This is a genomic window from Sorangium sp. So ce367 (genome assembly GCF_051520455.1).
Taxonomy (GTDB): Bacteria; Myxococcota_A; Polyangia; order Polyangiales; family Polyangiaceae; genus Sorangium; species Sorangium cellulosum_B.
In genome coordinates this window covers 4564395-4587598 of record NZ_CP150334.1, presented here as the reverse complement: position 1 = coordinate 4587598, position 23204 = coordinate 4564395, and the positions used below count along the sequence as shown (strand labels likewise).

The 23204-nt window shown below is 71.2% G+C and carries 17 protein-coding genes; 7 read left to right on the top strand and 10 right to left on the bottom strand.

Annotated elements, in window-relative coordinates:
• Positions 1–56 precede the first annotated feature (56 nt).
• From WME97_RS17455 to WME97_RS17440, 4 genes are all read left to right on the top strand, one after another.
• The gene (locus WME97_RS17455; protein WP_437553071.1) at positions 57–1109 is read left to right on the top strand and encodes an RluA family pseudouridine synthase; all 1053 of its coding nucleotides are present in this window, start codon (positions 57–59) and stop codon (positions 1107–1109) included.
• Positions 1110–1311: 202 nt separating this feature from the next.
• The gene (locus WME97_RS17450) at positions 1312–2250 is read left to right on the top strand and encodes a hypothetical protein (protein ID WP_437553069.1); all 939 of its coding nucleotides are present in this window, start codon (positions 1312–1314) and stop codon (positions 2248–2250) included.
• A 112-nt stretch (positions 2251–2362) separates the two neighbouring features.
• On the top strand, positions 2363–4312 hold the full coding sequence (locus WME97_RS17445) for a molybdopterin-dependent oxidoreductase (RefSeq protein ID WP_437553067.1): 1950 nt from the start codon (positions 2363–2365) through the stop codon (positions 4310–4312).
• 59 nt (positions 4313–4371) lie between these two features.
• Positions 4372–6297, top strand: coding sequence for a hypothetical protein (locus tag WME97_RS17440; RefSeq protein WP_437553065.1), 1926 nt, complete (start codon positions 4372–4374; stop codon positions 6295–6297).
• 102 nt (positions 6298–6399) lie between these two features.
• Here WME97_RS17440 and WME97_RS17435 read toward each other — a convergent pair whose 3' ends face one another.
• Complete coding sequence (locus WME97_RS17435; protein ID WP_437553063.1) at positions 6400–7998, bottom strand: hypothetical protein; 1599 nt, start codon at positions 7996–7998, stop codon at positions 6400–6402.
• A gap of 204 nt (positions 7999–8202) precedes the next feature.
• Here WME97_RS17435 and WME97_RS17430 point away from each other — a divergent pair, with 204 nt between their 5' ends.
• A complete protein-coding gene (locus tag WME97_RS17430) occupies positions 8203–8709 on the top strand; it encodes a DUF4112 domain-containing protein (protein WP_437553061.1) in 507 nt (168 codons plus the stop codon).
• A 189-nt stretch (positions 8710–8898) separates the two neighbouring features.
• Here WME97_RS17430 and WME97_RS17425 read toward each other — a convergent pair whose 3' ends face one another.
• The 9 genes from WME97_RS17425 to WME97_RS17385 form a co-directional block, all read right to left on the bottom strand.
• On the bottom strand, positions 8899–9603 hold the full coding sequence (locus WME97_RS17425; protein WP_437553059.1) for a Bax inhibitor-1/YccA family protein: 705 nt from the start codon (positions 9601–9603) through the stop codon (positions 8899–8901).
• 276 nt (positions 9604–9879) lie between these two features.
• Positions 9880–10224, bottom strand: coding sequence for a hypothetical protein (locus WME97_RS17420; RefSeq protein WP_157906707.1), 345 nt, complete (start codon positions 10222–10224; stop codon positions 9880–9882).
• Between the two features lie 115 nt (positions 10225–10339).
• Complete coding sequence (locus tag WME97_RS17415) at positions 10340–11773, bottom strand: ParA family protein (protein WP_437553057.1); 1434 nt, start codon at positions 11771–11773, stop codon at positions 10340–10342.
• Positions 11774–11962: 189 nt separating this feature from the next.
• Positions 11963–13531 carry a bifunctional phosphoribosylaminoimidazolecarboxamide formyltransferase/IMP cyclohydrolase gene (purH, locus tag WME97_RS17410; RefSeq protein ID WP_437553055.1) on the bottom strand — a complete coding sequence of 523 codons (1569 nt, stop codon included), beginning with the start codon at positions 13529–13531 and terminating at the stop codon, positions 11963–11965.
• Between the two features lie 59 nt (positions 13532–13590).
• Complete coding sequence (gene lon / locus WME97_RS17405; RefSeq protein ID WP_437553053.1) at positions 13591–16083, bottom strand: endopeptidase La; 2493 nt, start codon at positions 16081–16083, stop codon at positions 13591–13593.
• A gap of 207 nt (positions 16084–16290) precedes the next feature.
• Positions 16291–17547 (bottom strand): ATP-dependent Clp protease ATP-binding subunit ClpX, encoded by a 1257-nt coding sequence (gene clpX, locus WME97_RS17400; RefSeq protein ID WP_012235779.1) that lies wholly within the window; start codon positions 17545–17547, stop codon positions 16291–16293.
• Between the two features lie 482 nt (positions 17548–18029).
• Positions 18030–18674, bottom strand: coding sequence for an ATP-dependent Clp protease proteolytic subunit (locus WME97_RS17395; protein WP_012235778.1), 645 nt, complete (start codon positions 18672–18674; stop codon positions 18030–18032).
• Positions 18675–18972: 298 nt separating this feature from the next.
• Positions 18973–20241: a trigger factor gene (gene tig, locus WME97_RS17390; RefSeq protein WP_437553051.1), complete on the bottom strand. Its 1269-nt coding sequence runs from the start codon at positions 20239–20241 to the stop codon at positions 18973–18975.
• Positions 20242–20506: 265 nt separating this feature from the next.
• Entirely contained in the window at positions 20507–20671 is a 165-nt protein-coding gene (locus WME97_RS17385; RefSeq protein ID WP_012235776.1) for a hypothetical protein, read from the bottom strand.
• Between the two features lie 691 nt (positions 20672–21362).
• On the opposite strand from WME97_RS17385, the gene WME97_RS17380 reads away from it, so the two are divergent.
• Both WME97_RS17380 and WME97_RS17375 read left to right on the top strand, forming a co-directional pair.
• Positions 21363–22298 (top strand): ParA family protein, encoded by a 936-nt coding sequence (locus WME97_RS17380; RefSeq protein WP_437553049.1) that lies wholly within the window; start codon positions 21363–21365, stop codon positions 22296–22298.
• Complete coding sequence (locus tag WME97_RS17375; protein WP_437553047.1) at positions 22295–23200, top strand: ParB/RepB/Spo0J family partition protein; 906 nt, start codon at positions 22295–22297, stop codon at positions 23198–23200. Before WME97_RS17380 ends, WME97_RS17375 begins: the two co-directional genes overlap by 4 nt.
• Positions 23201–23204: the final 4 nt, after the last annotated feature.

Below are 23204 nucleotides of genomic sequence, written 5' to 3'. Positions count from 1 at the left end.
CCCTTTTCCGCGCCGCGGGCCGGCGCTTTTGCTAAAGGCCAAGGCCGGCTCGGCCCATGACCAGGATCAGCGCGCGAGAGCTCGCCGGCACGAGCGGCCCCTTCGGCCGCGGCACGCCGGTGGTGCGCCCCGCGGAGGTGCCGGAGGGGTCGGTCGTCACCGTGCTTCGCGTGCCGCCTGAGTCGGCAGGCATGCGGCTCGACCGGTTCGTCCAGACCCAGCTCAAGCGGACGAGCCGCACGCGCGCCGCCGAGATCGTCGCCCGCGGCGCCTACTCGCCCGAGGCGCGGCGCCTGCGCGGCAGCGATCGCGTCCGGCCGGAGCAGTGCATCCTCCTCTGGCGCGAGCCGTGGGACGAGCAGGCGCCCGACACCCCGATCCCGGTCCTCCACGAGGACGACGCGCTGCTCGCCATCAACAAGCCGGCGGGCCTGCCGGTGCACCCCACGGCGCGGTACCACAAGAGCACCGTGATCAAGATGATGGAGGCCGCGCGCCCCGACGAGCGGCTGTTCCTGGCCCACCGGCTCGACCGGGAGACGAGCGGCGTGCTGCTGCTCTGCCGCACGCCCGAGGCCGACCGGACCGTGAAGGCGCAGTTCGAGGAGCGCACCGGCGTCGTCAAGCGCTACGCCGCGATCGCCTGGGGCTGGCCCGAGCACGATACGTTCCGGGTCGAGCTACCGCTCGAGCTCGACGACGCGAGCCGCTACAAGGTCAAGATGCGGGTCGCGCCGCCGGGCCGCGGCCTCGCGTCGGCCACCGGGTGCGAGGTGCTGGGCCGCCGCGCCGATCCCCTCACCGGCCGGCGCTACGCGCTCGTCCGCTGCACGCTCGAGACCGGCCGGCAGCACCAGATCCGGGTCCACCTCGCGGCGAGCGGCCTGCCGCTCGTCGGCGACAAGCTCTACGGCCCGGACGAGGGCATGTTCGCGCGCGGCGCCGACGGCGAGCTCACCGACGACGACCGCCGTGCGCTCGAGCTCGACCGTCACGCCCTCCACGCCGGGCTCCTGGAGCTCACGCACCCGATGACAGGCGAACGCGTGCGCATCGAGGCGCCGCTCTCGGACGATCTGCGCACCTTCTGGGACGCGCTCGACGCGTGATCCACGCGGAAGGCGGAGGATCCAGCGCGGGCCACCCCTCCGCTCGTGTGTGTGCGGGGTGACGCTTGCGGGACGCGATGACACCGGTGGGCGAGGCGGCGCCTGCGGCGCGCCATGGACGCTGCAACCGGAGCCCCGCGCGAGCGCGCTCGAGCGCCTGCGGATCTTGTGCCGAAGTACCGACTTACGTACGATGGCCGAGATGACGCGTGCGCGAGACGACCTCGAGGCGCTGCGGGATCCAGCGCTCCGGTCCACACCGCTCGAGGCCGAGAGCACCGCCCAGAGCACGACATCCGGGCCGGTGCCTGGTCCGGGAGAGACGAGGCAGGACGCGGCGGCGCCCTCTCCAGGAGAGCCTGCCGGCGCCGGAGAACCGCGGCAGGCAGGCCCGGAGCGGGCCGCAGCGGCCTCATCGGCCGGCGCCGCGCCGCTGCAGGCCGACCCGCGGACCCGGGGCGACGAGAGCCTGGATCGGGAGCGCTACGAGCGGTACGCGATGCCGGCGAGCGACCTGCCCGCGGCCAACGTGCAGGCCTTTCGCGGCGACGCGAGCGGGGTGCTCGCGATCGTCCGGCGCGCCGTGCAGTCCGTCACGCGCGATCCGGCGCGCCACCGGCGCCGGCTGCCGAAGTCCCGCTTCGACGCGATCCGCAGCTTGCCGGAGCTCGCGATGGCGCTCGACTACGCGGTGACGCGCATGCAGCCCGAGAGCGCGCCGCCGCCCGAGGTCGTCGAGAAGCTCGATCTGCTCTACGGGGTGCTGCGCCCGACGCTCGCCACGGCCGAGGTGTACTTCCCGCGCAGCATCGTCCCGGAGACCTTCGGCATCGTCCGGCGCGCGCTCGTCGCCGGCGATCCCGCGAGCGCGACGGCCACCATCACCAACCTCATCCTGGACCGGTGGAGCCACGTGCAGAGCCGGATCCCGATCACGAGGGAGGAGCTGACCCAGCTGAACAGCACAGCGAAGTGGCTGCTCAGCAACACCCGCCCGCCGGAGCGGCTCGACTCGAGGGACATCCGCGATCGGCTGTGGTCGCTCCTGCGCGAGCGTTACGAGCAGCTGCGGGCGATCGCTCAGGAGGTCTCGGGCGACGACTCGCGGGAGTACGCGCCCGAGCGGCTCGCGGCCGATTGATCCGGCGCGCGGGGCCGCCCCGGCGCGGCGTGGAAGCCCGGCCAGGTCCGGACGGACTTCCGGGGGGGCGGGGCGGGTGTACCGCACCGCAGGCCCGATCTACGCTGCCGCCATGCAGGAGCTCCGCAAGACGACCTGTAACCGCGACTGCCCCGACGCCTGCAGCATCGTGGCCACCGTGGAGGACGGCCGCGTCGTGCGCCTCGGCGGCGACCCGGACCACCCGATCACGCGGGGCTTCCTCTGCTACCGCACGTCGCGCTTCCTCGAGACCCAGTACTCGCCCGAGCGGCTGACGACGCCGCTGCTCCGCAAGGGCAGCGAGCTCACGCCCGTCTCCTGGGAGGAAGCGCTCGACACCGCGGCCGAGCAGCTCCTCACGATCCGGCGCGAGTCGGGCCCGGCCGCGATCTTCCATTACCGGAGCGGCGGCTCGCTCGGGATGCTCACGGGGATCGCCGACGCGTTCTTCGCGCGGTTCGGGCCGGTCACGGTCAAGCGCGGCGACATCTGCTCCGGCGCGGGCGACACCGCGCAGCTCACCGATTTCGGCGAGGAGGACAGCCATGATCTCGCCGATCTCCGGAGCGCCCGGCACATCCTCCTCTGGGGCAAGAACGTCTTCACCTCGAGCCCTCACACGCTCCCGGTGCTGCGCGAGGCGAAGGCGCGCGGCGCGGAGCTCGTGCTCATCGATCCTGTGCACCACAGGACGGCGTCGCTCTGCGGGGCGTTCTACCAGCCGCGCCCCGGCGGCGACTTCGCGCTCGCGATGGCCGTCGCCCGCGTGCTCTTCGACGAGGGGTGGACCGACCCGCGCGCCACGGACTACTGCGATCACCTCGACGCCTTCCGCGCGCTCGCGCGCCGGAGCTCGGTCGCCGCGTGGTGCCGCGAGGCCGACGTGCCCGAGCGCGCGGCCCTGGACCTCGCGCGCCGCCTCGCCGAGAGGCCCACGGCGATCCTCGTGGGCTGGGGCATGGGCCGGCGCACCACGGGCGGCGCGATCGTGCGCGCCCTGGACGCGCTGGGGGCGGTGAGCGGGAACCTCGGCATCCCGGGCGGCGGCGTCTCGTTCTATTTCAAGCGGCGCCGCGCGTTTGACCTCTCGCCGTTCGAGGGCGAGCGCCCGGCGCCCCGCACCGTGTGCGAGCCCCTGCTCGGGCGCGAGGTGCTCGGGATGAGCGACCCGCCGATCCGCGCCGTCTGGGTGACCGCCGGCAACCCGGTCGCCATGCTGCCCGAGTCCGACACCGTCGCGGAGGCGCTCCGGACGCGTGAGTTCGTCGTCGTGGTCGACTCCTTCCTCACGGACACGGCGCGGGTCGCCCACCTCGTGCTGCCCACGACGACGCTCCTCGAGGCGGACGACGTGGTCGGCGCCTACGGCCACCATTACCTCGGCGTCGCCACGCCCGTGGTCCCGCCCCCGGCCGGGGTGAAGAGCGATCTCGAGATCATGCAGGCGCTCGCGCGGCGCGTGGGCCTCGGCGGCGCGCTCGACGGCAGCGCCCGCGACTGGAAGCGGCGGGTCACCGAGCCAAGGCTCGCGCCGCTCGGCGTGACGCTCGAGACGCTGGAGCGCGGGCCGGTGCGCAACCCGCTGGCGCCGAAGGTGCTGTTCGAGGACCGCAAGTTCCCGACCCCGAGCGGCCGGGTCAACCTCATCACCGAGGCGCCCGATGAGCGCGTGGATCCCGACGCGAGCGAATTCCCGCTGCTGCTCATGGCGCTCTCCACCGAGAAGTCCCAGTCGTCGCAGTGGGCGCGACCCCAGCACGGTCCGGCCGTCGTCACGGTCCACCCGGACGCGGCCGGCGGCGTGCCCGACGGCGGCGCCTGCCGGATCACGTCGCGCGTCGGCGCCATGACGGCGCTGCTCCGCCACGATCCTGCCCAGCGCCGCGACGTCGCGCTCCTCCCGAAGGGAGGTCACCTCCGGGACGGCCGCTGCGCCAACGCGCTGATCGCCGCGCGCACCACCGACATCGGCGAGGGCGGCGCGCTCTACGAGGAGCGGGTGCGCGTCGAGCCGATCGACCCGCCGGCGCCCCTGCCCTAGCGCGCGGCGCACGCGAGATCCCCTGGCCCGCGCGGCCGGCGGTCTCTTACGCTTGCGCGATGGCGAGAGAGCTGCCTGCACGGTTCGGTATCACACCGCACGCGGCGCGCCGCCTCGCGAACCGGCAGATCGCGATCGGCGCGTCGATGGCGCTGGTGGGCGCGGGAGTGAGCGTGACGGGGCTCGGCAGCGTCGCGGCCGGAGTGCCCTTCGGGATGGCCGGCGCGCTCCTGATCGCGATCGGGCTACGCGCCCGATCGATCGGCGTCGCCGTGCAGGTCGTCAACAAGGCGTACAACCTCGCGGCTTCCGGCCAGCGCGAGGACGCCGCCGAGCTGCTCGACTACGCGGAGGCGACGTGCCGCTCGCGCTACGTCCTGCGCGTCATCGACGTCCAGCGCGCGCTCGCCGCCATGCAGCGCGGCGATCTCGCGGGCGCGCTCGCCCGCGCCGACGCCGCGGTGACCCGCCGCACCGACTCGCTCTCCTTTCACCTGGAGCACGCGACAATCGCCGCGGCGCGCTCGCTGAGGGCCCTGCTCCGCGCCTCGACGAGCGATCGCGACGGCGCCGCGGCGGACATCGAGTTCGTGCGGACGAGCGCCCTGGCGTCGCCCGAGGTGCGCGCCCGCGCGGAGCTCGCGGCCGCGGTGCTCCTGGAGCGCTCGGGCGACAGGGAGGCGCTGCGGGCGCACCTGCTCCGCGAGCGGGGCCTCCTCGTCGAGCACACGCGCCCGCGCGAGCGCGCCCTCGTCCGCGCCTACCAGCGCATGCTGAAGGCGAAGGCGAGCTCGGTCTACCGCACCGGCGCGAAGCGGGAGCCGGAGGCGGGAGGCGAGCTCTCGGCGGCGGACTGGGCGGCGCGCATCTCGCCCGACGCGGCGCCGTTCATGCGCGCCCCCGCGCTGGCGGCGGGCGGTGTGGAGGAGCTGTCGCGCGCGGAGGTGGACCGCGCCGACGCCTCCACGCGCGCCGCGGCGGAGGGGCGCGCCGGGAGCAACCGCCAGCCGGCGACGAAGGCGGCGCGCCGCACGGTGCTCCTGTGGGTGGCCCTGGTGATGCTGTTCCTGGGGGTGTGGCAGTTCTTGAGCCCCGATCAACCGCCGGTGGCGCCCGGGGTCGAGCGTTTGCCAGCGAGGCTGATCGTCCGACCGCTCTCGATCGTCGTGGCGTTGCCGATCTTCTTCATCGTGATGCTCGTCGGGGCCGTGCTCGTGAACATGGCGCGCGCGCGCAAGCTCTCGCAGCGCTTCATGGCCGCCCAGATCGCCGTCGCGAAGGGCGAGGAGCAGCGGGGGAAGGGTGAGCTCGAGGCCCTCACGCGAAGCAAGGTGCCCGCGGCCGCGGCGCAGGCGCACCTCGCGCTCGCCGAGCTTTCGGAGCGACAGGGAGAGCTCTCCGCGGCGCTCGCGGCGTGCGAGGCGGGGCTCGCGCGGCTGGGCACCGAGGCGGCGCGCGCGACGGCGGCGGACATCCTGTTGCCTGCGCTCCTGGCCGAGCGCGCGTTCCTGTTCGCGGCGATGGACCGGCGCGCCGACGCGCGCGCCGAGATGGCGCTGCTCGCGGAGCGGTACGCGTCGTACCCGTTCCTGGAGAGGGCCAGGATGCGGGTGGCGCTCGCGCTGCGGGCGCGGGAGGGCGACATCGCCGGGGCTGCGCGCCTCACCGAGCGAGACGCGGACCTGCCGCTGAACGCGCGCGACGAGCTGCTCGCCGACGTGTGCCGCGCGGCGGCGAGCCCGGGCGCCGCGGGCGCTGGCGAGGTGGAGCGGCTCCGCGAGGAGCTCCGGCTCGACGCCGCGAGCCGGCGCTGGCTCTCGGCGGTCGCGCCGGCGGCGCTCGCGGCGTTCGAGCGCCTGAGGGAGCAAGGCGACGCGGACGTGCTCGCCGAGGCCGAGGCCCTCGCGGAGAGGGAGGCGCTCGCCGAGGCCGAGGCTCTCGCGGAGCGCGCCGGGGTGCGCACGCGGGACGCCGGGGCGGCGTGAGCGCCGCGGCGCCGCGGCGTGGGAGCGGCCTCAGGCGCAGCTGCGCAGATCCTCGCGCCGGACGAGCGCGGCGCCCGATCGATCCACGGCGCGCGTCGCCGCTCAGTCTTCTCGAGCAGGCGCCCGCATCGGCTCCCTCGGCCTGGTCCGCTCGGGGGGCGCGGCGGCCGAGCCCTCCACGGCGTCGCCGATCTCGCGCGCCACGTCCTCCACGGTGCGCAGGCTGATCCTCCCGGCGAGCACCAGGGTCGCGCCGATTTCGCTGCAGTCGATGGGATCCAGCCGCACTGGCGACGCGAACGCGTTGACGGCCGCCATCTGCCCGGCGGCGTAATCGAGGCGCGCGCCGAACACGAGGTCGCCGAACCGGGTATAGGAGACCAACCCGAGCGACGCGTGGGCGCCGCTCATCCGCTCGAAGAAGAGCTTCGACTCGGCGGACATGGGGCCTCGCAGGCTCGACAGCGCGTTGAAATCGGAGGCGACGCCGCCCACGAGGCTGAGGTCGCGCGTGAGGAACACCTCGGCGCCGAGCCCGACGTTGACGAGGGGCGCCGCCGCCTCGACGATGTGGAGGCGGCCCCGCGCCCGGCTCGTCACCGCGCCCCCGGCGATCGCGATCTCCTCGCGATCGGCGGTGATCCGCGCGAACTCGCGCTGGCCCATGTAGAAGAAGCCGTCGAGCTCCAGCCGCAGCCTGCTCCACTCCGCGCTCGCGCCGACCGCGACGCGGGCTGGAGAGGGGGCCACGAACGCCCCTTCACCGGCCCAGTAGCGCGCCGCGGCCGTCCCATCGGCGCGCGTGTCGACGTAGCTCGCGTCCAGGGAGTCGACGGCGTGAACGCTGGGCGTCCGCAGGCTGATCCCGGCCGAGAACACCCGGCTCAGCCGGTACGTGACGCCGAGGTGGGCGAGGAGGTCCCATGAATCGCCCGAGAGCGCGGCCTGGTAGGTCGCGTTGCTCGCCGAGCCCGCGCTGGTGTCCTCCACGAGGCTGGCGACGCCGAGCGAGCTCGTGTAGCGGGTGCGCACGAGCGAGAGCGAGGCGCCCACGGCGAGGCGCGAGGTGGCGCTGTAGCTCCACGAAGGGCCGGCGCTGAAGCGGCCCCACGCGTAGCGGAGCGTCTGCGCCTGGCTCACGCGCCGCGAGGCGGACTCCCCCGAGAATCGCAGCGCGTCGAACCCGAACTCGTTCTCCTCCGTCTTGCCGAGGCAGGCGGCGACGACCTGGCGGCCGACCGGCACCCGCGTCGAATCCGCGCCTCGTGCGCCGCTCTTCCAGTTGAAGAAATAGCATGTCGCGTCGGGGAGGCTGTCCACCCCATGATCGCTCACCGACGTGCGATCGAGCCGGAGATCGCCGTAGAGGCCGGGGTCGACCGGCCCTGGCTGGTGCCACCGTTGCAGTGTGCGGTGCGCGTAGCGGAAGAACGCCGACGAGAACGCGATGTTCCGGTCCTCGATGCGGACGATCGTGGCCGGGTTCAGGAAGGGCGCGGCGCCGTCGACGCCCAGCACGACCCCCGTGCCCCCCAGGAGCGCCGATCGCCCGCCGAGGAGCGCGGATTCGTACCTTCCCTGCGCGCGCGCCTCGCCTCCGCCGAGCGTCCCGAGCAGCGCGCTGGCGAGGCCGAGCAGCGCTCGGCGCGCTCCGGAGCAGCGAACCAGGGCGCGCGGGCTCGGCATGGCAGGCGCCAGCATGGATCACAGCGCCGTCGCCGCAATGGCGGCAGCGCCCGCCCGTCCACGGCCCCCTCCCGAGGCGACGTGCTCCTGCCCGATCCTCGCCCGCCGCGCCGCGTGTCCCTGCGACGCCGCCCCGCCGTCTCTCTTGAGTCGCCGCTGGAGGGTGCGAGAAGTAGACTGCAAGGGATGTCTGATCCGCTTCGCAGAGATGGGTCCGCCATGCCCGCGCCGCCCCTTGCCCCGCTGAAGGTCGTTGATCTCGAGGACGAGCGGCTGAAACGCTTGAACGCCCTCGGGCATTTTCTGGACAACTCCATCCGTATCCCTGGAGTCGGCTACCGGGTCGGCTACGACGCCGTGATCGGGTTGATCCCTGGGGTCGGCGATCTCATCGGTTTTGCGCTCTCGATTTACATCGTGCTCGCGGCGACGCGTTACCGTCTCCCCGCCTCCGCGGTGCTGCGCATGGTGCTCAACGTGGGCCTCGAGACGCTGCTCGGCACGGTCCCACTCGTAGGCGATCTCTTCGATGCGACCTACAAGGCGAACGCGCGCAACCTCGACCTGCTGCGCGCCCATCTCGCGGCGCGAACGCAGGGCGGCGCGCCGCCCTCCAATCTTCGTTTCTACGCCGGCCTGTTCCTGGCGCTGGCAGGCATCCTCGCCCTGGCAGCTCTCATGCTCTTCTCGCTGACAAGAGCGCTACAAGCCCTCTTCGGCTCCTGACGCCCCCTCTCCTCACTTCTCCGCAACGTCCCCCACCCGAGTCCTTCTCCGCAACGTCCCCCGCCCGAGCGGGGCGCACCCGCACAGGAGACGGGCCCAGATCGGCGTTTTCGGCGCGCAGGCGTACTCTTGTACGCCGAGCACCGAAAACGTCGAGGTGGGCCCGTATCCGAAGCGGGCGCCCCCCGCTCAGTTGCGGGAGCTGATGAAGAGGCGGAGCACATGCCAGAACAGCATGGCGACCGACGCGAAGAGCTCGAGGGCGGCGCCGACGTACCGGTCCTCGGGGAAGTGGTGCAGGATGTTCGACGTGTCGTACAGGATGGCGGCACCAGCGAACGCGACCATGGCGACGCTGAAGAAGGTGCCCAGCTGGAAGCCGAACAGCGCGCCTGCCGCGATGAGGACGAGCGCGCAGATGGCGCCCCAGCGCAGGAGCGCCCCAAGGAACGAGAAATCCTTGCGGGTCACGAACGCGATCGCGGTGAGCCCGGCGAAGCCGGCCATCGTGGCGAGCCCAGCGCTCTGGATCGCGCCGGGAGCGACCATGTCCGCGATGTAAAGGAGCGGCACGAAGACGATCGCCTGGGCGAGCACGAAGCCGCCGAGCGCGGCGTACTGCGCCGGCTTCGATACCGACGTGTGCGCCGCGCGGCTGGCCAGCCAGCTCACGAGCATGAACGCCCCGAGAACCAGCAGCCAGCTCGTGCCCATCATCGCCCTGGCGATGACCGAGGCGACGCCGGTCTTGAACAGCGCGACCTCGATCGCAGCGAAGAGGACGATCGCACCGAACAGGTGGTTGTACGTTCGCACGATGAAGCGCTCGCGCGACTCGGCACCGGCGCGGAGCACCGACGAGCGTGTCCCGTATCCTACGTAGTTCTGGTCCATGTTCCCTCTCTGGTAGGCCTCGACTCTAGCACGTGAAGCACGCCGCATGCCCGCGGCGAGGCGGCCGGGGGACGAGGCGCAGCGCCACGACGTCGCGAGCGCCGGCGCCTGTGCAGGGGCCCTCCGCCGCTCGCCGGCTCCCGGGAAAGCCGGCCGGCCCGCAGGTCCCCCACGGCACCGCTCAGGGCCCCCCGGAGCCCGCGGCGCCCGCCGCACGATGATGGAAATGCGGACGTTGCGCCCTGCGTCCTGTCGAAGTCTCCCTGGAAGAAGGGATTAAATCCCCTTCGGGATCTTGTCGAGGTCCACCTGGGAGAGCGCATGCCGGATCAGCGCGCTCCTGTTGGCCTTGGTCATCCCGCGCGCCTTGAGCGAGCTGACCATCTCGTCCAGCCGCTCGAGATCCTCGGTGTACATCGAGATACAGATGACCTTGTAGTGCTGCGGTCTCTCCGGCGCCGGCGCGGCACCCGGCTCGGATGCGGCGCCGCTCGTCCGGGCCTTCGCGCGCACGCGAGGCGCTTCCGTGGACGTATAAAACGCCCCGGACAAAACACCTTCCACTTCGTCGCGATCGAGCAGCGCCCGCGCGGCGCCCCCGAGATCGCCTTCGCTTTTCATTGCTTCCTCCAGCTCCCCTGCCCGGTCGAGGCTCCGCGACTGCGGGCCCTTCATTCAGCGAAACCCCGCGTCCGCGGGTCCTTCATCCAGTGGGACTCCGCGTCCGCGGGTCCCTTCACGCCCCCGCCGCCGCAGCGCCCGGCCGCTCTGTGGCCGCGTCCCCCCGGTCGACGCTCCACGCTGTCCCGTCGCGCGCCGCCCCTGCCTCGGGGCCCGCCGTGCCGCGCTCGCGGCTCTCGATGATGCGATCGACCACCGCGAGGTAGTCGTCCGCGGCAGGGGTTCCCGACGCGTACTCGAAGATCGTCTGCCCTTGCGCGGGCGCCTCCTTGACCTTGATCGCCTGCCGGATCGGCGCGAGGCAGCGCTCACCGAAGTGCTGCTTCATCGTGCTCACCGCCTCGCGCGCGATCTTCGCGCGGCCGTCGTAGAAGGTCGGCAGCACGCCCCAGATCTGCACCGGGTGATGCAGCAGCGCGTTCACGTTCTTCACCGTCTTGATCACCTGCCGGACGCCGACGAGGGACAGATAGTCGCACGCGACCGGGACGAGCACGCTGTCGGCGAACACCAGCGCGTTTTGGTTCATCAACGACAGGCTCGGCGAGCAGTCGAGCACCACGTAATCGTACTCGGCCGCCGCAGCGGAGAGGCGATCCGAGAGCACGCGGTCGCGGTTCTGGCGCCCTGCCAGGTAGAGCTCTGCCGCGGCGAGCGTCTCGTTGGACGGCAGGAGATCCAGGTTCGGTCGCACCGTCTTGGTCGCGTCCGCGACCCGGAGCCCCATCACGAGCACGTGATAGAGCGACCGCTCCGCGCCCGCGCCGAGCGAGACAGAGACGTTCCCCTGCGCGTCGGTGTCGACGAGGAGCACCCGCTTGTCGCGCGCCGCGAGCCCGGCCGCCACGCTCACGGCCGTCGTCGTCTTGCCCGTACCGCCCTTGTGGTTGAACACGGCCAGGCAGCGAGGCACCCCGGCCGGGCGCTGCGGCGGCTGCGCCGGCCGCTTCGCGCCCCCCGCCGGCGACAGGGGCACCGCGACCGCGCCCTGCCCTTTGAGTTCCGCCGGGCGAGCGACAGACGCGGCCGGCGCGGCCCGCCCCGTCGCCTCGCCCTGGGCGCCCGCCCGAGCCGCCGGCGGCGCCGGCTCACCTGCCGCCACGGCGGAGCGCGACCCGCCTCCTGCCGGCGGCGCCTCGTCACCGGTCGGCGTTCCTCCCTCGGCAGGCGCCGCGGCCGCCGCCGCGATGTCGCCGAGCCGCACCCCCTTCGCCTCACGGACCAGCTGCGTCCGGCACCCCAGCGAGCACGCGTAGTGCCGGCGCCCGGCGACGTAGAGCACCTGGGACACGAGATCCGGTGGAAACCGCTTCGCGCACGCGTCGCACGTGGCGAGCGCAGCGCCGCCCTGCCCGCCGAGCTGGCTCTTTTCCAGGCATTTCTGCGAGCAGAAGAAGGAGAAGCCGCCGTCCTTCTCCTCCATCTGGTACCGGAACTGGACCTCGAATCCGGTCCCGCACACGCTGCACGTCTCGCTGATTCCGCCCACAGCTCGCTCCTTCGCGCCGCGCACAGCGCTTTGCCCAGGCGCAGCGTTGACCATCATCACAGTCAAGGCGCAAAGGTCAACTTTTCTGCGAGCGTGACCCACCCTTCCGGCGCAATGGCGTGGGAGCGCACGCATCCCGGGACAGAGGCGCGAGGCGGTTCAGTGACGGGACCTCGGCGCCAGACCAACTCAGTGACGGAAGTGCCGGGCCCCGGTGAACACCATCGCGATCCCCGCCGCGTCGGCCGCGGCGATGACCTCCGCGTCCTTCACGCTGCCGCCTGGCTGCGCGACCGCCGTGATCCCGTGCTCCGCGGCGAGCACCACGTTGTCCGGGAACGGGAAGAACGCGTCCGACGCAAGGACGCTCCCACGAGCCCGCTCGCCCGCCTTGCTGCAGGCGATGCGCACGCTCTCGACCCGCGACATCTGTCCGGCGCCGATCCCGACCGTCCGCCCCGGCATCGCGAGCACAATCGCGTTGGATTTCACGTGCTTGCAGACGCGCCAACCGAGATCGAGCGCCTCGATCTCCTTCTCTGTCGGCGCGCGCTTCGTCACGACCCGACCGCCGCGCACCTCGCCGGCCGCCGAGGCATCCCGCTCCTGGACCACCAGGCCGCCGCCGACACGCTTGAACGTCAGCTCGCGGTGATCCGCGGGCAGGAGCGCGCCGGTGGCGAGCACCCGGAGGTTCTTCTTGGTCCGGAGCACCTCCAGCGCCTCGGGCGTATAGGCGGGCGCGACAACGCACTCCAGGAACGTCTCGACGAGCACCTCGGCGGCAGCGCGGTCGACCTCGCGGTTCAGGGCGACGATCCCACCGAAGGCGCTCACGGCGTCCGCGTCGCGCGCCGTCCGGTAGGCGGCCGCGAGGCTGTCGCCGGTCGCGACGCCGCACGGGTTCGTGTGCTTCACGACGACCGCGGCGGGCTGCGCGAGCTCGCGCACCGCCTCGAACGCGGCGTCCACGTCGACGAGGTTGTTGAACGAGAGCTCCTTGCCGCCCGCGCCCAGCGACTCCGCCAGCGCGAGCGACCCCGCGGCCGCGCCCCGCTCACGATAGAAGGCGCCGGACTGGTGCGGGTTCTCGCCGTACCGGAGCGGATAAGCCCGCTCGAGGGCGAGCGTGAGGAAGCGCGGATAGGCCTCGCGCTCCGCCGCGTTCGGCTCACCTTCCTCGGGGAGCGAGGAGAGGTAACCGGACACCATCCCGTCGTAGGCCGCCGTGTGCGCAAACGCCTTGGTGGCGAGCCGGCGGCGGGTGGCGCTCGACACCTCACCTTGCCTGTCGATCTCGGCGAGCACAGCATCGTAGTCGGCCGGATCGACCACCACCGCGACGCGCGCGTGGTTCTTGGCCGCGCTCCGCACCATCGACGGCCCGCCGATATCGATGTTCTCGATGATCTCGGGGTGCGTGACCCCCGGTTTCCTGACGGTCGCCTCGAAGGGATAGAGATTGCACACAACGAGATCGATCGGCGCCCCGCCGAGCCGCGCGAGGTCCTCGTCGTCGATCGCGCCGCGCATCAGGATGCCGCCGTGCACCCGCGGATGGAGCGTCTTCACCCGGCCATCCATGACCTCGGGAGAGCCGGTATAGGCCTCCACCCCGATGACAGGCACGCCGGCGTCGGCGAGCGCCCGCTGCGTCCCCCCGGTCGAGAGGATCTCCACGCCCTTCTCCGCGAGCCGCCTGGCCAGCGGGAGCAATCCCGTCTTGTCGGATACCGAAATCAGTGCGCGTCGAATCATTGCGACGCACAGCTAGTGCGTCTCTGCGGCGACCGCCAGCCCATCCGACGGCGCCGCGCTCACGCGCCGGGCGGCGCGGCCGGCGTCGGCTCGCCCGCCGCGGCCGGCGGCGCCTTGACCGGCGCCGCCTCGGCGACGAGCTCGCCGTCCCGGTACTCCAGGACGCCCTTGGGCGGCCCGAAGATCGCATAGGCGTCCGGCAGGATGAGCGCCTCACGGAGCACGTCGTCGACGTGCTCGACGAGCACGAGCCGCAGCGCCTTCAGCACCCGCCGCGGCACGTCCCGGAGGTCCTTCCGGTTCTCCTTCGGCAGGATGACGGTCGCGATTCCGCCGCGGTGGGCCGCGAGCAGCTTCTCCTTGAGCCCGCCGATCGGCATCACGCGCCCGCGCAGGGTGATCTCGCCCGTCATCGCGAGATCCCTCCGGACAGGCACCTTCATGAGCGAGCTGACGAGCGCGGTCACCATCGTGACGCCGGCGCTGGGCCCGTCCTTGCGGACGAAATCCGGGAAGTGAATGTGGATGTCGACCTTCTGATAGACGTCCGCCTCGAGCCCGAGGCGGTCGAGGCGCGAGCGGACATAGCTCATCGCCGCGTGCCCGCTCTCCTCCATCCCCTTCTCGAGCAGCCCGGTGATCACGAGCTTGCCCTTGCCCGGCACCACCGTCGCCTCGGCCGGGAGCAGATCGCCCCCGACATTGGTCACGGCGAGGCCGTTCACGAGGCCTACCTCGTCGCGCTCCTCGCGCCGGCCGAGCCGGTACTTCGGGACGCCGAGGTACTTCGGGATGCTCTTCGCCACGACCTCGATCGGCTTCTCCTTGCCGTCGGACACCACCCGCCTGGCCACCTTGCGGCAGACGCTCGCGATCTCGCGCTCCAGCGAGCGAACGCCGCTCTCCTTCGTGTAATGGTGGATGATCGTCCGGAGCGCGCCCTCCGTGAAGTCGAGCGACACGTCCTCGAGGCCGCACTCCTTCCGCTGCCGGGGCACGAGGTACTTCACGGCGATGTTCAGCTTCTCGAACTCCGTGTAGCCCGAGAGCTGGATGACCTCCATGCGGTCCTGGAGCGGCACCGGGATGCCAGAGAGCGTGTTCGCCGTCGTGATGAACATCACGTCGGAGAGGTCGTAATCGAGATCCAGGTAGTGGTCGTTGAACGTGTGGTTCTGCTCAGGATCGAGCACCTCGAGCAGCGCAGCCGCCGGATCCCCGCGGAAGTCGGTCGACATCTTGTCGACCTCGTCGAGCAGGAACACGGGGTTGTTCGTCCCGACCTTCTTGAGCGACTGGATCAGCTTGCCGGGCAGCGCGCCGATGTACGTCCGCCGGTGGCCGCGGATCTCCGCCTCGTCGCGCACGCCGCCGAGCGACAGCCTCACGAACTTGCGCCCCGTCGCGCGCGCGATCGATTTCGCCAGGCTCGTCTTGCCGACGCCGGGCGGCCCCACGAAGCAGAGCACCGGGCCCTTGAGCTTCTTCGTGAGCGCCTGGACCGCCAGGTACTCGAGGATCCGCTCCTTGATCTTCTTGAGGCCGTAGTGGTCCTCATCAAGGATCCGCTCGGCCTCGACGAGGTCATAACGCTCCTCGCTCTTGTCGTACCAGGGGAGCTCCAGGATCCAATCGATGTAGTTGCGCACCACGGTCGCCTCGGCGCTCGTGGGGTGCATCATCTTCAGCTTCTTGAGCTCCTTCTTGACCTTCGCGGCGGCTTCCTTGCTCATCCGCTTGGTCTTGAGGGCCTCTTCGATCTCCTGGATCTCGTTCTTGAACTCGTCGCGCTCGCCGCCGCCCAGCTCCTTCTGGATGGCCTGCATCTGCTCGTTGAGATAGTATTCCTTCTGCGTCTTCTCCATCTGCTTCTTGACGCGACTCCGGATCTTCTTCTCCACCTGGAGAATCTCGATCTCGGCCTGCATCAACTCGATGAGACGCTCGAGCCGCTTCTGCGGCTCCTCCATCTCGAGCAGCGCCTGCCGGTCGGTCAGCTTGATGGTCGGCAGGTTGGCGATGATGGTGTCGGCCAGCCGCGAGGCCTCGTCGATGGCCTGCACCGCCATCAGGACCTCGGGCTGGATCTTCTTGTTGAGCTTGACGTACATCTCGAACGTCGACTGGACCGAGCGCATCAGCGCCTCGACCTCGACGCTCGCGACCGAGCTCTCGACGATCTCGTCGTATTCGATCAGGAAGTACGCATCGCTCTGGACGTAGCGGCGGATGCGCGCCCGGCGCTTGCCCTCGATGAGGACCTTGACGGTGCCGTCCGGGAGGCGGAGCAGCTGCATGATCGCGCCGACCGATCCGACGCCGAAGATGTCGTCCGGCGTCGGATCGTTCGTCTTCGCGTTGCGCTGCGCGGCGAGGAAGATCTCCTTGCCGCGGTTCATCGCCTCGTCGAGCGCGGCGATGCTGCGCTCGCGCCCGACGAACAGCTGCGAGACCATGTGTGGAAAGACGATGATGTCGCGAAGCGGGAGCAACGGGACGATCCCGCGCTCGGGTGCGTTCTTGCCGCGATCACTGTCGTTCTTGAAGAACATCCGCCGTCTTTCCGGGAGTATCGGGAGGTCGGGGCACCCCCGCCTCGGTTGTCACAAATGCCTTGATCTGATGCTGAACTTCCGCCGGCTCGCCCCGCTGCCCTCCAGGGACACGCGGCGCCGGCGCGCTCGGAGGGGCCTCCGGGGGCGAGGGCGCAGCTCGGTCCGGGCCTCGCGCCCCGGCCCGCCGCCCCCCGGGGGCGAGCGCTACGCGAGCTCCGCCTCCTTCGTGTACACGATGAGCGGAGGCTCGTGCTTCACGATCACGTCCTCGCTGACGACGACCTCCTTGATCCCCGTGCGGGACGGGACGTCGTACATGATGTCGAGCATCGCCGACTCGAGGATGGCGCGAAGACCGCGGGCGCCGCTGTTCCTCTCGAGGGCCTGGCGAGCCACCGCCACGAGCGCGCCGCGGGTGAACTTGACCTTCACCCCGTCCATCTCGAAGAGCTTCTGGTACTGCTTGACCAGGCTGTTCTTCGGCTTCGTGAGGATGTCGATGAGCGCCTCCTCGTTCAGCTCGTGGAGCGTCGCCACGACCGGCAGGCGCCCGATGAACTCCGGGATGAGCCCGAACTTGAGGAGGTCCTCCGGCTGGACCACGCTGAGCAGGTCGCCCAGCTTGAAGTCCTTCTTCGCCTTGATGTCCGCGCCGAAGCCGAGGGTGTTCTGGCCGATGCGCCGCTGGATGATCTGATCGAGCCCGACGAACGCGCCGCCGCAGATGAACAGGATGTTCGTCGTGTCGACCTGCAGGAAATCCTGCTGCGGGTGCTTGCGCCCGCCCTTCGGGGGGACATTGGCGATCGTCCCCTCGATGATCTTGAGCAGCGCCTGCTGCACGCCCTCTCCCGAGACGTCGCGGGTGATGCTCGGGTTGTCGCTCTTGCGGCTGATCTTGTCGATCTCGTCGATGTAGACGATGCCGCGCTGCGCGCGCTCGACGTCGTGATCCGCGTTCTGCAGGAGCTGGACGATGATGTTCTCGACGTCCTCGCCGACGTACCCGGCCTCGGTCAGCGTCGTCGCGTCCGCGATGGCGAAGGGGACGTTGATGATCTTGGCGAGCGTCTGCGCGAGCAGGGTCTTGCCGGACCCCGTCGGCCCCAGCAGGAGGATGTTCGACTTGGACAGCTCCACGTCGTCCGAGGAGACCCGGCTGTCGATGCGCTTGTAGTGGTTGTGCACCGCCACAGCGAGGATCTTCTTGGCGCGGTTCTGGCCGACGACGTACTCGTCCAAGGTCGCTTTGATGTCGGCGGGCTTGGGCACCGGGGTCGACCCCGCGTACGGCTCGTCCTTCTCGACCTCCTCCGCGATGATGTCATTGCACAGCCCGATGCACTCATCGCAGATGTACACCGTGGGGCCCGCGATGAGCTTCTTCACCTCTTTCTGCGACTTGCCGCAGAAAGAGCAGCTTAGATTGCCATTCGAGTGATCGTCCCGCCTTCGCTCCACTTCGACCCTCAGTGCGGTCTGCCGACGCTACCGCTTCAATGAGAGGTGGGGTCCCGCCGCGGCGGCGGCCCCTCCAACTTGCGGCGGGAACGGCTTCCACCGTCCCCTGTATTTTCAGCGATGCGCAGCCAAACGCCGCGCTCGGATTCTAGTGCGGTGCCCGTACCGTCGCAAGCTAACGGGGGTGGTCTCCAGCCTGTGGCCGAAGTCAGGGAATCACCCGATGGCGCCCCGCAGTCGGCCGCCGACACGCCCGCGCATCGCGCGAAAAACGCGAAAAGCAGCGGATCGAGCGAGCGCAGCGCGGCGCGTGAGGCGCCGGGCCTGCGTGCTCCGCTGCTGCGCGCCCGCGCGCAATGCCCCGCCCGCCACAGCGGTGGGGCGTGGCACGGCGTCGCCACGCCGCGCCGCGGCGCGGCCCGGGGCGACGCCGCGCCGGCCTTCACCCCGAGCACGCCCGCCGGACGCGGCGGCGCGGCCACCTACTTGTTCCGCTTCGGGAAGACCTCGTCGATCAGGCCATACTCCTTGGCCTGCGTCGCGCTCAGGTAGAAGTCGCGCTCGATGTCCTTCGCCAGCTCGTCCCGGTTCTTGCCGGTCGCGTCGACGAGGATGTCGATCAGCGTCTCCTTGATCTTCTTGATCTCGCGCGCCTGGATCTCGATGTCCGTCGCCTGGCCGCGCGCGCCGCCGAGCGGCTGGTGGATCATCATCCGCGCGTGCGGCAGCGCGAAGCGCCGACCCTTGCGACCGGCGCCGAGCAGCACGGCGCCCATCGACGCGGCCTGGCCGATGCACATCGTCGACACCGGGCAACGCACGTACTGCATCGTGTCGTACATCGCGAGCCCCGACGTCACCACGCCGCCCGGGCTGTTGATGTAGACCTGGATCTCCTTCTCGGGATCCTCGCTCTCCAGGAAGAGGAACTGCGCGATCACGGCGTTCGCGACGAAGTCGTCGATCTCCGTGCCGATGAAGACGATGCGATCCTTGAGGAGACGGCTGAAGATGTTCCACTCCCGCTCGCCGCGGTGGGTCACCTCGGTGACCGTCGGGAGGATGTAGGCCTTCTCGCGTTCGAGAAACTCGATGGCTTGGGTGCGGGTTTCGACTCGTCGGGTCATCCGGTGCTCCGGGGGGTTCGCTGCCGCGCGGCAGGGGCTCTACTCCTGGGCCAGACTGCGTCCGATCGCAAGACCGAACGCGCCCGAGGTTACCGGAAATATCGGCCGCTCGCCGCGCGGCGCACGGAACACGCGGCGCGCCGCGGCCCGCTCGATCCGGCCCGCGCGCGCCCGACGTCGCTCGAGAGCGCGAGAGGCGCGACCTGGACAAACGGCGCACGCCGGCGCAGCAGAGCTGAGGCGCCGGCGTGCGGGGCAGGAGTCCGGCCATTCCGCGCCGGACCGCTGCTGGACGAAGCTAGCTCGCGTCGGCGACCTTCGCCGCAGCCTCGATGATGTCGAGGATCTTGTCCTCGAGGATCATCCCGGCGAAGAGCTCGCGCTTCTGGGGCTCGCGGTACTCCGCCTTGATCTTCGCCACGTTCTTGCCGGTCTGCTCGGCGAGCTCCTCGTAGCCCTTCTCGAGGTCGGCCTCGGTGATCCTGACCGCCTTCGCCTTCGCGATCTCGGCCATGACCAGGCCCGCGCGCACCTTCATCTCGGCGTCGAGCCGCACGCGGGCGCGGAACTCCGGCGTAGGATCGACGCGCTGCCCCTGCCTCCGCGCCGTCGCGAGCAGCTCGCGCTCGGCGAGCTGCGCCTGCTGATCGACGAGCGACGGCGGGACCGGGATCGGGTTCGCCTTGCAGAGCTCCACAACGAGCTGCTCGGCGACGGCGTCGCTCGCCCGCTGCGTCAGCTCCTTCTCGAGCTTCTTGCGGAGCGACTCGCGGAGCGCGGACAGGCTCTCGTCGCCGCAGTCCTTCGCGAACTCATCGTCCACCTCGGGGAAGATGCGCTCCCGCAGATCCTTCAACGTGATGTGGAAGGTCGCCTGCTTGCCCCGCAGATCCGCGTTGGAGTGCTGCTCGGAGAACGTGACCGAGACGTCCTTCGACTGGCCGGGCGTCATCCCGGCGAGGGCGTCCTCGATCTCCTTGAAGACCTGGCCGCTGCCGAGCTCGGTCTCGATCTCCTGCTCCTTCGTGTCGCGCAGCGCGCCGCCGACCTCGAGGGTGAACGCGATCGTCGCGACATCCCCCTTCGCCGCGGGGCGCTCCGGCTCGGGCGCCTGCAGCGTCGAGTGCTCGCGCCGGAGGGCGGTGATCTCGGCGTCGATCATCTCGTCGCTCGGCGTGGTCGAGGGGCGCTTCACCTCGAAGCCCTCCCACTTCACCTCGGCGATGTCGGGGCGGACCTCGAAGCGGGCCTTGTAGGAGAACGCGTCGTCAGGGCGGAGCTCGGTGGGCGCGATCGCCGGCTGGGACAGGGGCTGCACCTGCTTGTCGGCGAGCGCCTGGTTCAGCGTGGCGTCGACGAGCCGCTGGGCGACATCGGCGTGGATGCGGCCGCCGTAGAGGTGCGCGAGCACCTGGCGCGGCGCCTTGCCAGGCCGGTAGCCCCGGACCCGGGCCGTCCGCTGGAGCGCCGTATAGGCCTTGTCGACCTCGCTCCGGACCCGGTCCGCGGGGACCTCCACCTGAAACTCCATCAGCACGGGAGAAAGCTTTTCGACGTTGACTTGCATGGCGGTTTTTTCGAAGGGCGGCACTCGTGCCACGCGTCGCTGGGGGGGTCAAGACGAGCGACAGGACGCTGCTTTAAAAAAAAGGAGCCCCGGCGGAGAGGCGGCCGCCGGGGCTCGGATCCCGGGAGGGATCGTGCAAGCTGATGTTCAGCGCCGCGCAGCGCCGGCGCTGGTGATGCGACGGAGCAGCAGCGCCGAGCGCGACCGCGAGGACGTGCGAGGACGTTGAAGCCATGCCGCACACCACGCCGCCGCGCCGCCGCGCTCAGTCGTCGTCCGAGACGTCGAAGGGGTCCTTGTCGAAGTCGAGCTCGGCGTCGAAGGACCCCTCCTCCTCGACGATGTCCTCGAGCGAGAAGCCGACACGGCTCGGGCGGAGAATCTCCCGCTCGAACTCTGAGAAGCTCTGATACGACCTGGGAAGCGGCATCTGTCCTCCTCACATGTGCCGAGGCGACGTCGGTGCGTCGGTCTGCTCGGCGAAGCTGGGCACCACGTCCGTGATCAAGGGGCGGTCGACGTCGTCCCGCGACTCGAGGTCGAGGGCGGACGACGGCGCGAGCCGATCGCCGACCTGCGTTGAAGCGAAGGCGAAAGCACGAGGACCTGGGCAGGGGCGAGCGGCGCAGGGCCGCGCCCGTCGCCCCAGAAGGCGCGAGCAAGGACCCGGTCGACGGGCCCCGGGTCGCAGCAGGCGAGCAGCGCCCCGCCGAGGCCGAAGCAGCGGCCTCGCCTCGAGGCTCGACCGCGCGCCCATGCCTTCGCCGTTCGGCCACCTTTGCCTACATCAAGCGACATGTGGGCACTGTAGATATCCCGGCCGTTCAGGCCAACAATCCGGCAAGCGATCGATGGGATGGCGGCGAGCGGGTGACGACGCCCCGCGCGGGTCACGCCCCCGAGGGCGCTCCAGCCCGGCGTCCAGGGCGAGTCCTGGGCGCCGCAGCCCAGCGTCCAGGGCGGCCTGGGACGCCCGCGGCGGCAGCGCGCTGGGTCCGCGCGCTGGGCCGACCGCAGGACAGACCCGCACGCTCGGTCAAACGTTTGTGTCGAGGCGCCCGCTTCTCTCGACGTGCCGATGGGGGTCGTGTAAGCAGCCTGGTCGGACGCGACACAGCACGATGCCATCGCCCAACGAGGGGGGCGCGCCCGGCAAGCCCGGCTCCGCCCCCAAGCCTTCGCCTGTCATCTTCGCCGTCGCCAACCAGAAGGGGGGCGTCGGCAAGACCACGACCTCGGTCAACCTGGCCGCGAGCTTCGCCGCGGCAGAGTGCCGTACGCTGCTCGTCGACTGCGATCCGCAGGGGAACGCCTCGAGCGGCGTCGGCGTGCGGCGCGGGAGCTTCGAGCTGTCCCTCTACGACGTCCTGATCGGGCGCGCGTCGCTGAAGGACGCGATCGTCCCGACCGAGGTGCCGCTCCTCGGCGTGGTGCCCGCCACCCAGGACCTCGTCGCGGCGGAGCTCGAGCTGGTCGACGCGGACGACCGCGCGGTGCGGCTGCGCAACGCCCTGCGCCCGCAGCTCGCGGGCTACGACTACGTCGTGCTCGACTGCCCGCCGTCGCTCGGGCTCCTGACGCTGAACGCGCTCACCGCGGCGCACCGGGTGCTCGTGCCGCTCCAGTGCGAGTACTACGCGCTCGAGGGGCTGACGCACCTGATGGCGACCATCGACCGGGTGCGGAGCGCCTTCAACCCGGAGCTCACGGTCGAGGGCGTCGTCCTCACGATGTACGACGGGCGCAACTCGCTCACCCACCAGGTGGCCGACGAGGTGAAGGCGCACTTCCGCGTCTTCGACGCCATCATCCCGCGCAACGTGAAGCTCAGCGAGGCGCCGTCGCACGGCAAGCCGGCGCTGCTCTACGACGCGCAGTCGAAGGGGGCGCAGGGCTACCTGAGCCTCGCGCGCGAGATCCTGGACGGCCCGCCCGCCGCCGCGGCAGACACGAAGAAGCGGCCGCGCGGGGACGCCGCCGAGGCGGAGCCGCCGGCCGAGCCTTCGCCCCCGCAGAACCCCGGAGAGCGCGCGAGGGACGCACGACCCAGATCATGAATGCCGATCAGAAAGGGGCGCGGCGCGCGCTCGGAAGGGGCCTCGACGCCCTGCTCCCGGCGGCGCCGCCGGCGACAGCGACCGCGGCCGAGGGGCGCAGCGTGTTCGTGTGTGCGATCGAGAAGATCGTCCCGCAGAAAGGGCAGCCGCGGCAGCACTTCGACGAGACCGAGCTGGAGGAGCTCACCGGCAGCATCCGCGAGCACGGGCTCATCGAGCCGCTCATCGTGCGCCGGACGCAGGCGGGGAACGACGCCTTCGAGCTCATCGCGGGCGAGCGGCGGTGGCGCGCCGCGCAGCGCGCGGGGCTCAGGGAGGTGCTCGTCGTCGTCAAGGACGTCTCCCCCAAGGAGGCGTTCGAGCTCGCGCTCGTCGAGAACGTGCAGCGAGCCGACCTCAACCCGATCGAGATCGCCGAGGCGTTCGACCGGCTGCTGCGCGAGCACAGTTACACGCACCAGACCCTCGCCGAGCGCGTCGGCAAGGACCGCACGACGATCGTCAACTCGCTCCGGCTGCTCCGGCTGCCGCCGCGGATCCGCACCATGGTCATCTCGCGCGAGCTCAGCGAGGGCCACGCGCGCGCGCTGCTCGGCGCGCCCAGCGACAAGGTGATGGCCGACGTCGCGGAGCGGACCGTCCACGGCAAGCTCCCCGTCCGCAAGGTCGAGGCGCTGATCAAGGCGGCGAAGGAGAAGGAGCTCCGTGCCGCCGAGGGCGAGGAGCCGGGCGAGAAGAAGCGCGGCGGGAAGTCGCCCGCGATCAAGGACCTGGAGGCGCGGCTCGCGCGCCGGCTCGGGACCCGCGTCGAGGTGCGCGACCAGGGCGGCCACGGCGAGCTCGGCATCACCTACGGCTCGCTCGACGAGCTCGACAGGCTCATCGCGCTGCTCGGCGCGTGAGCCG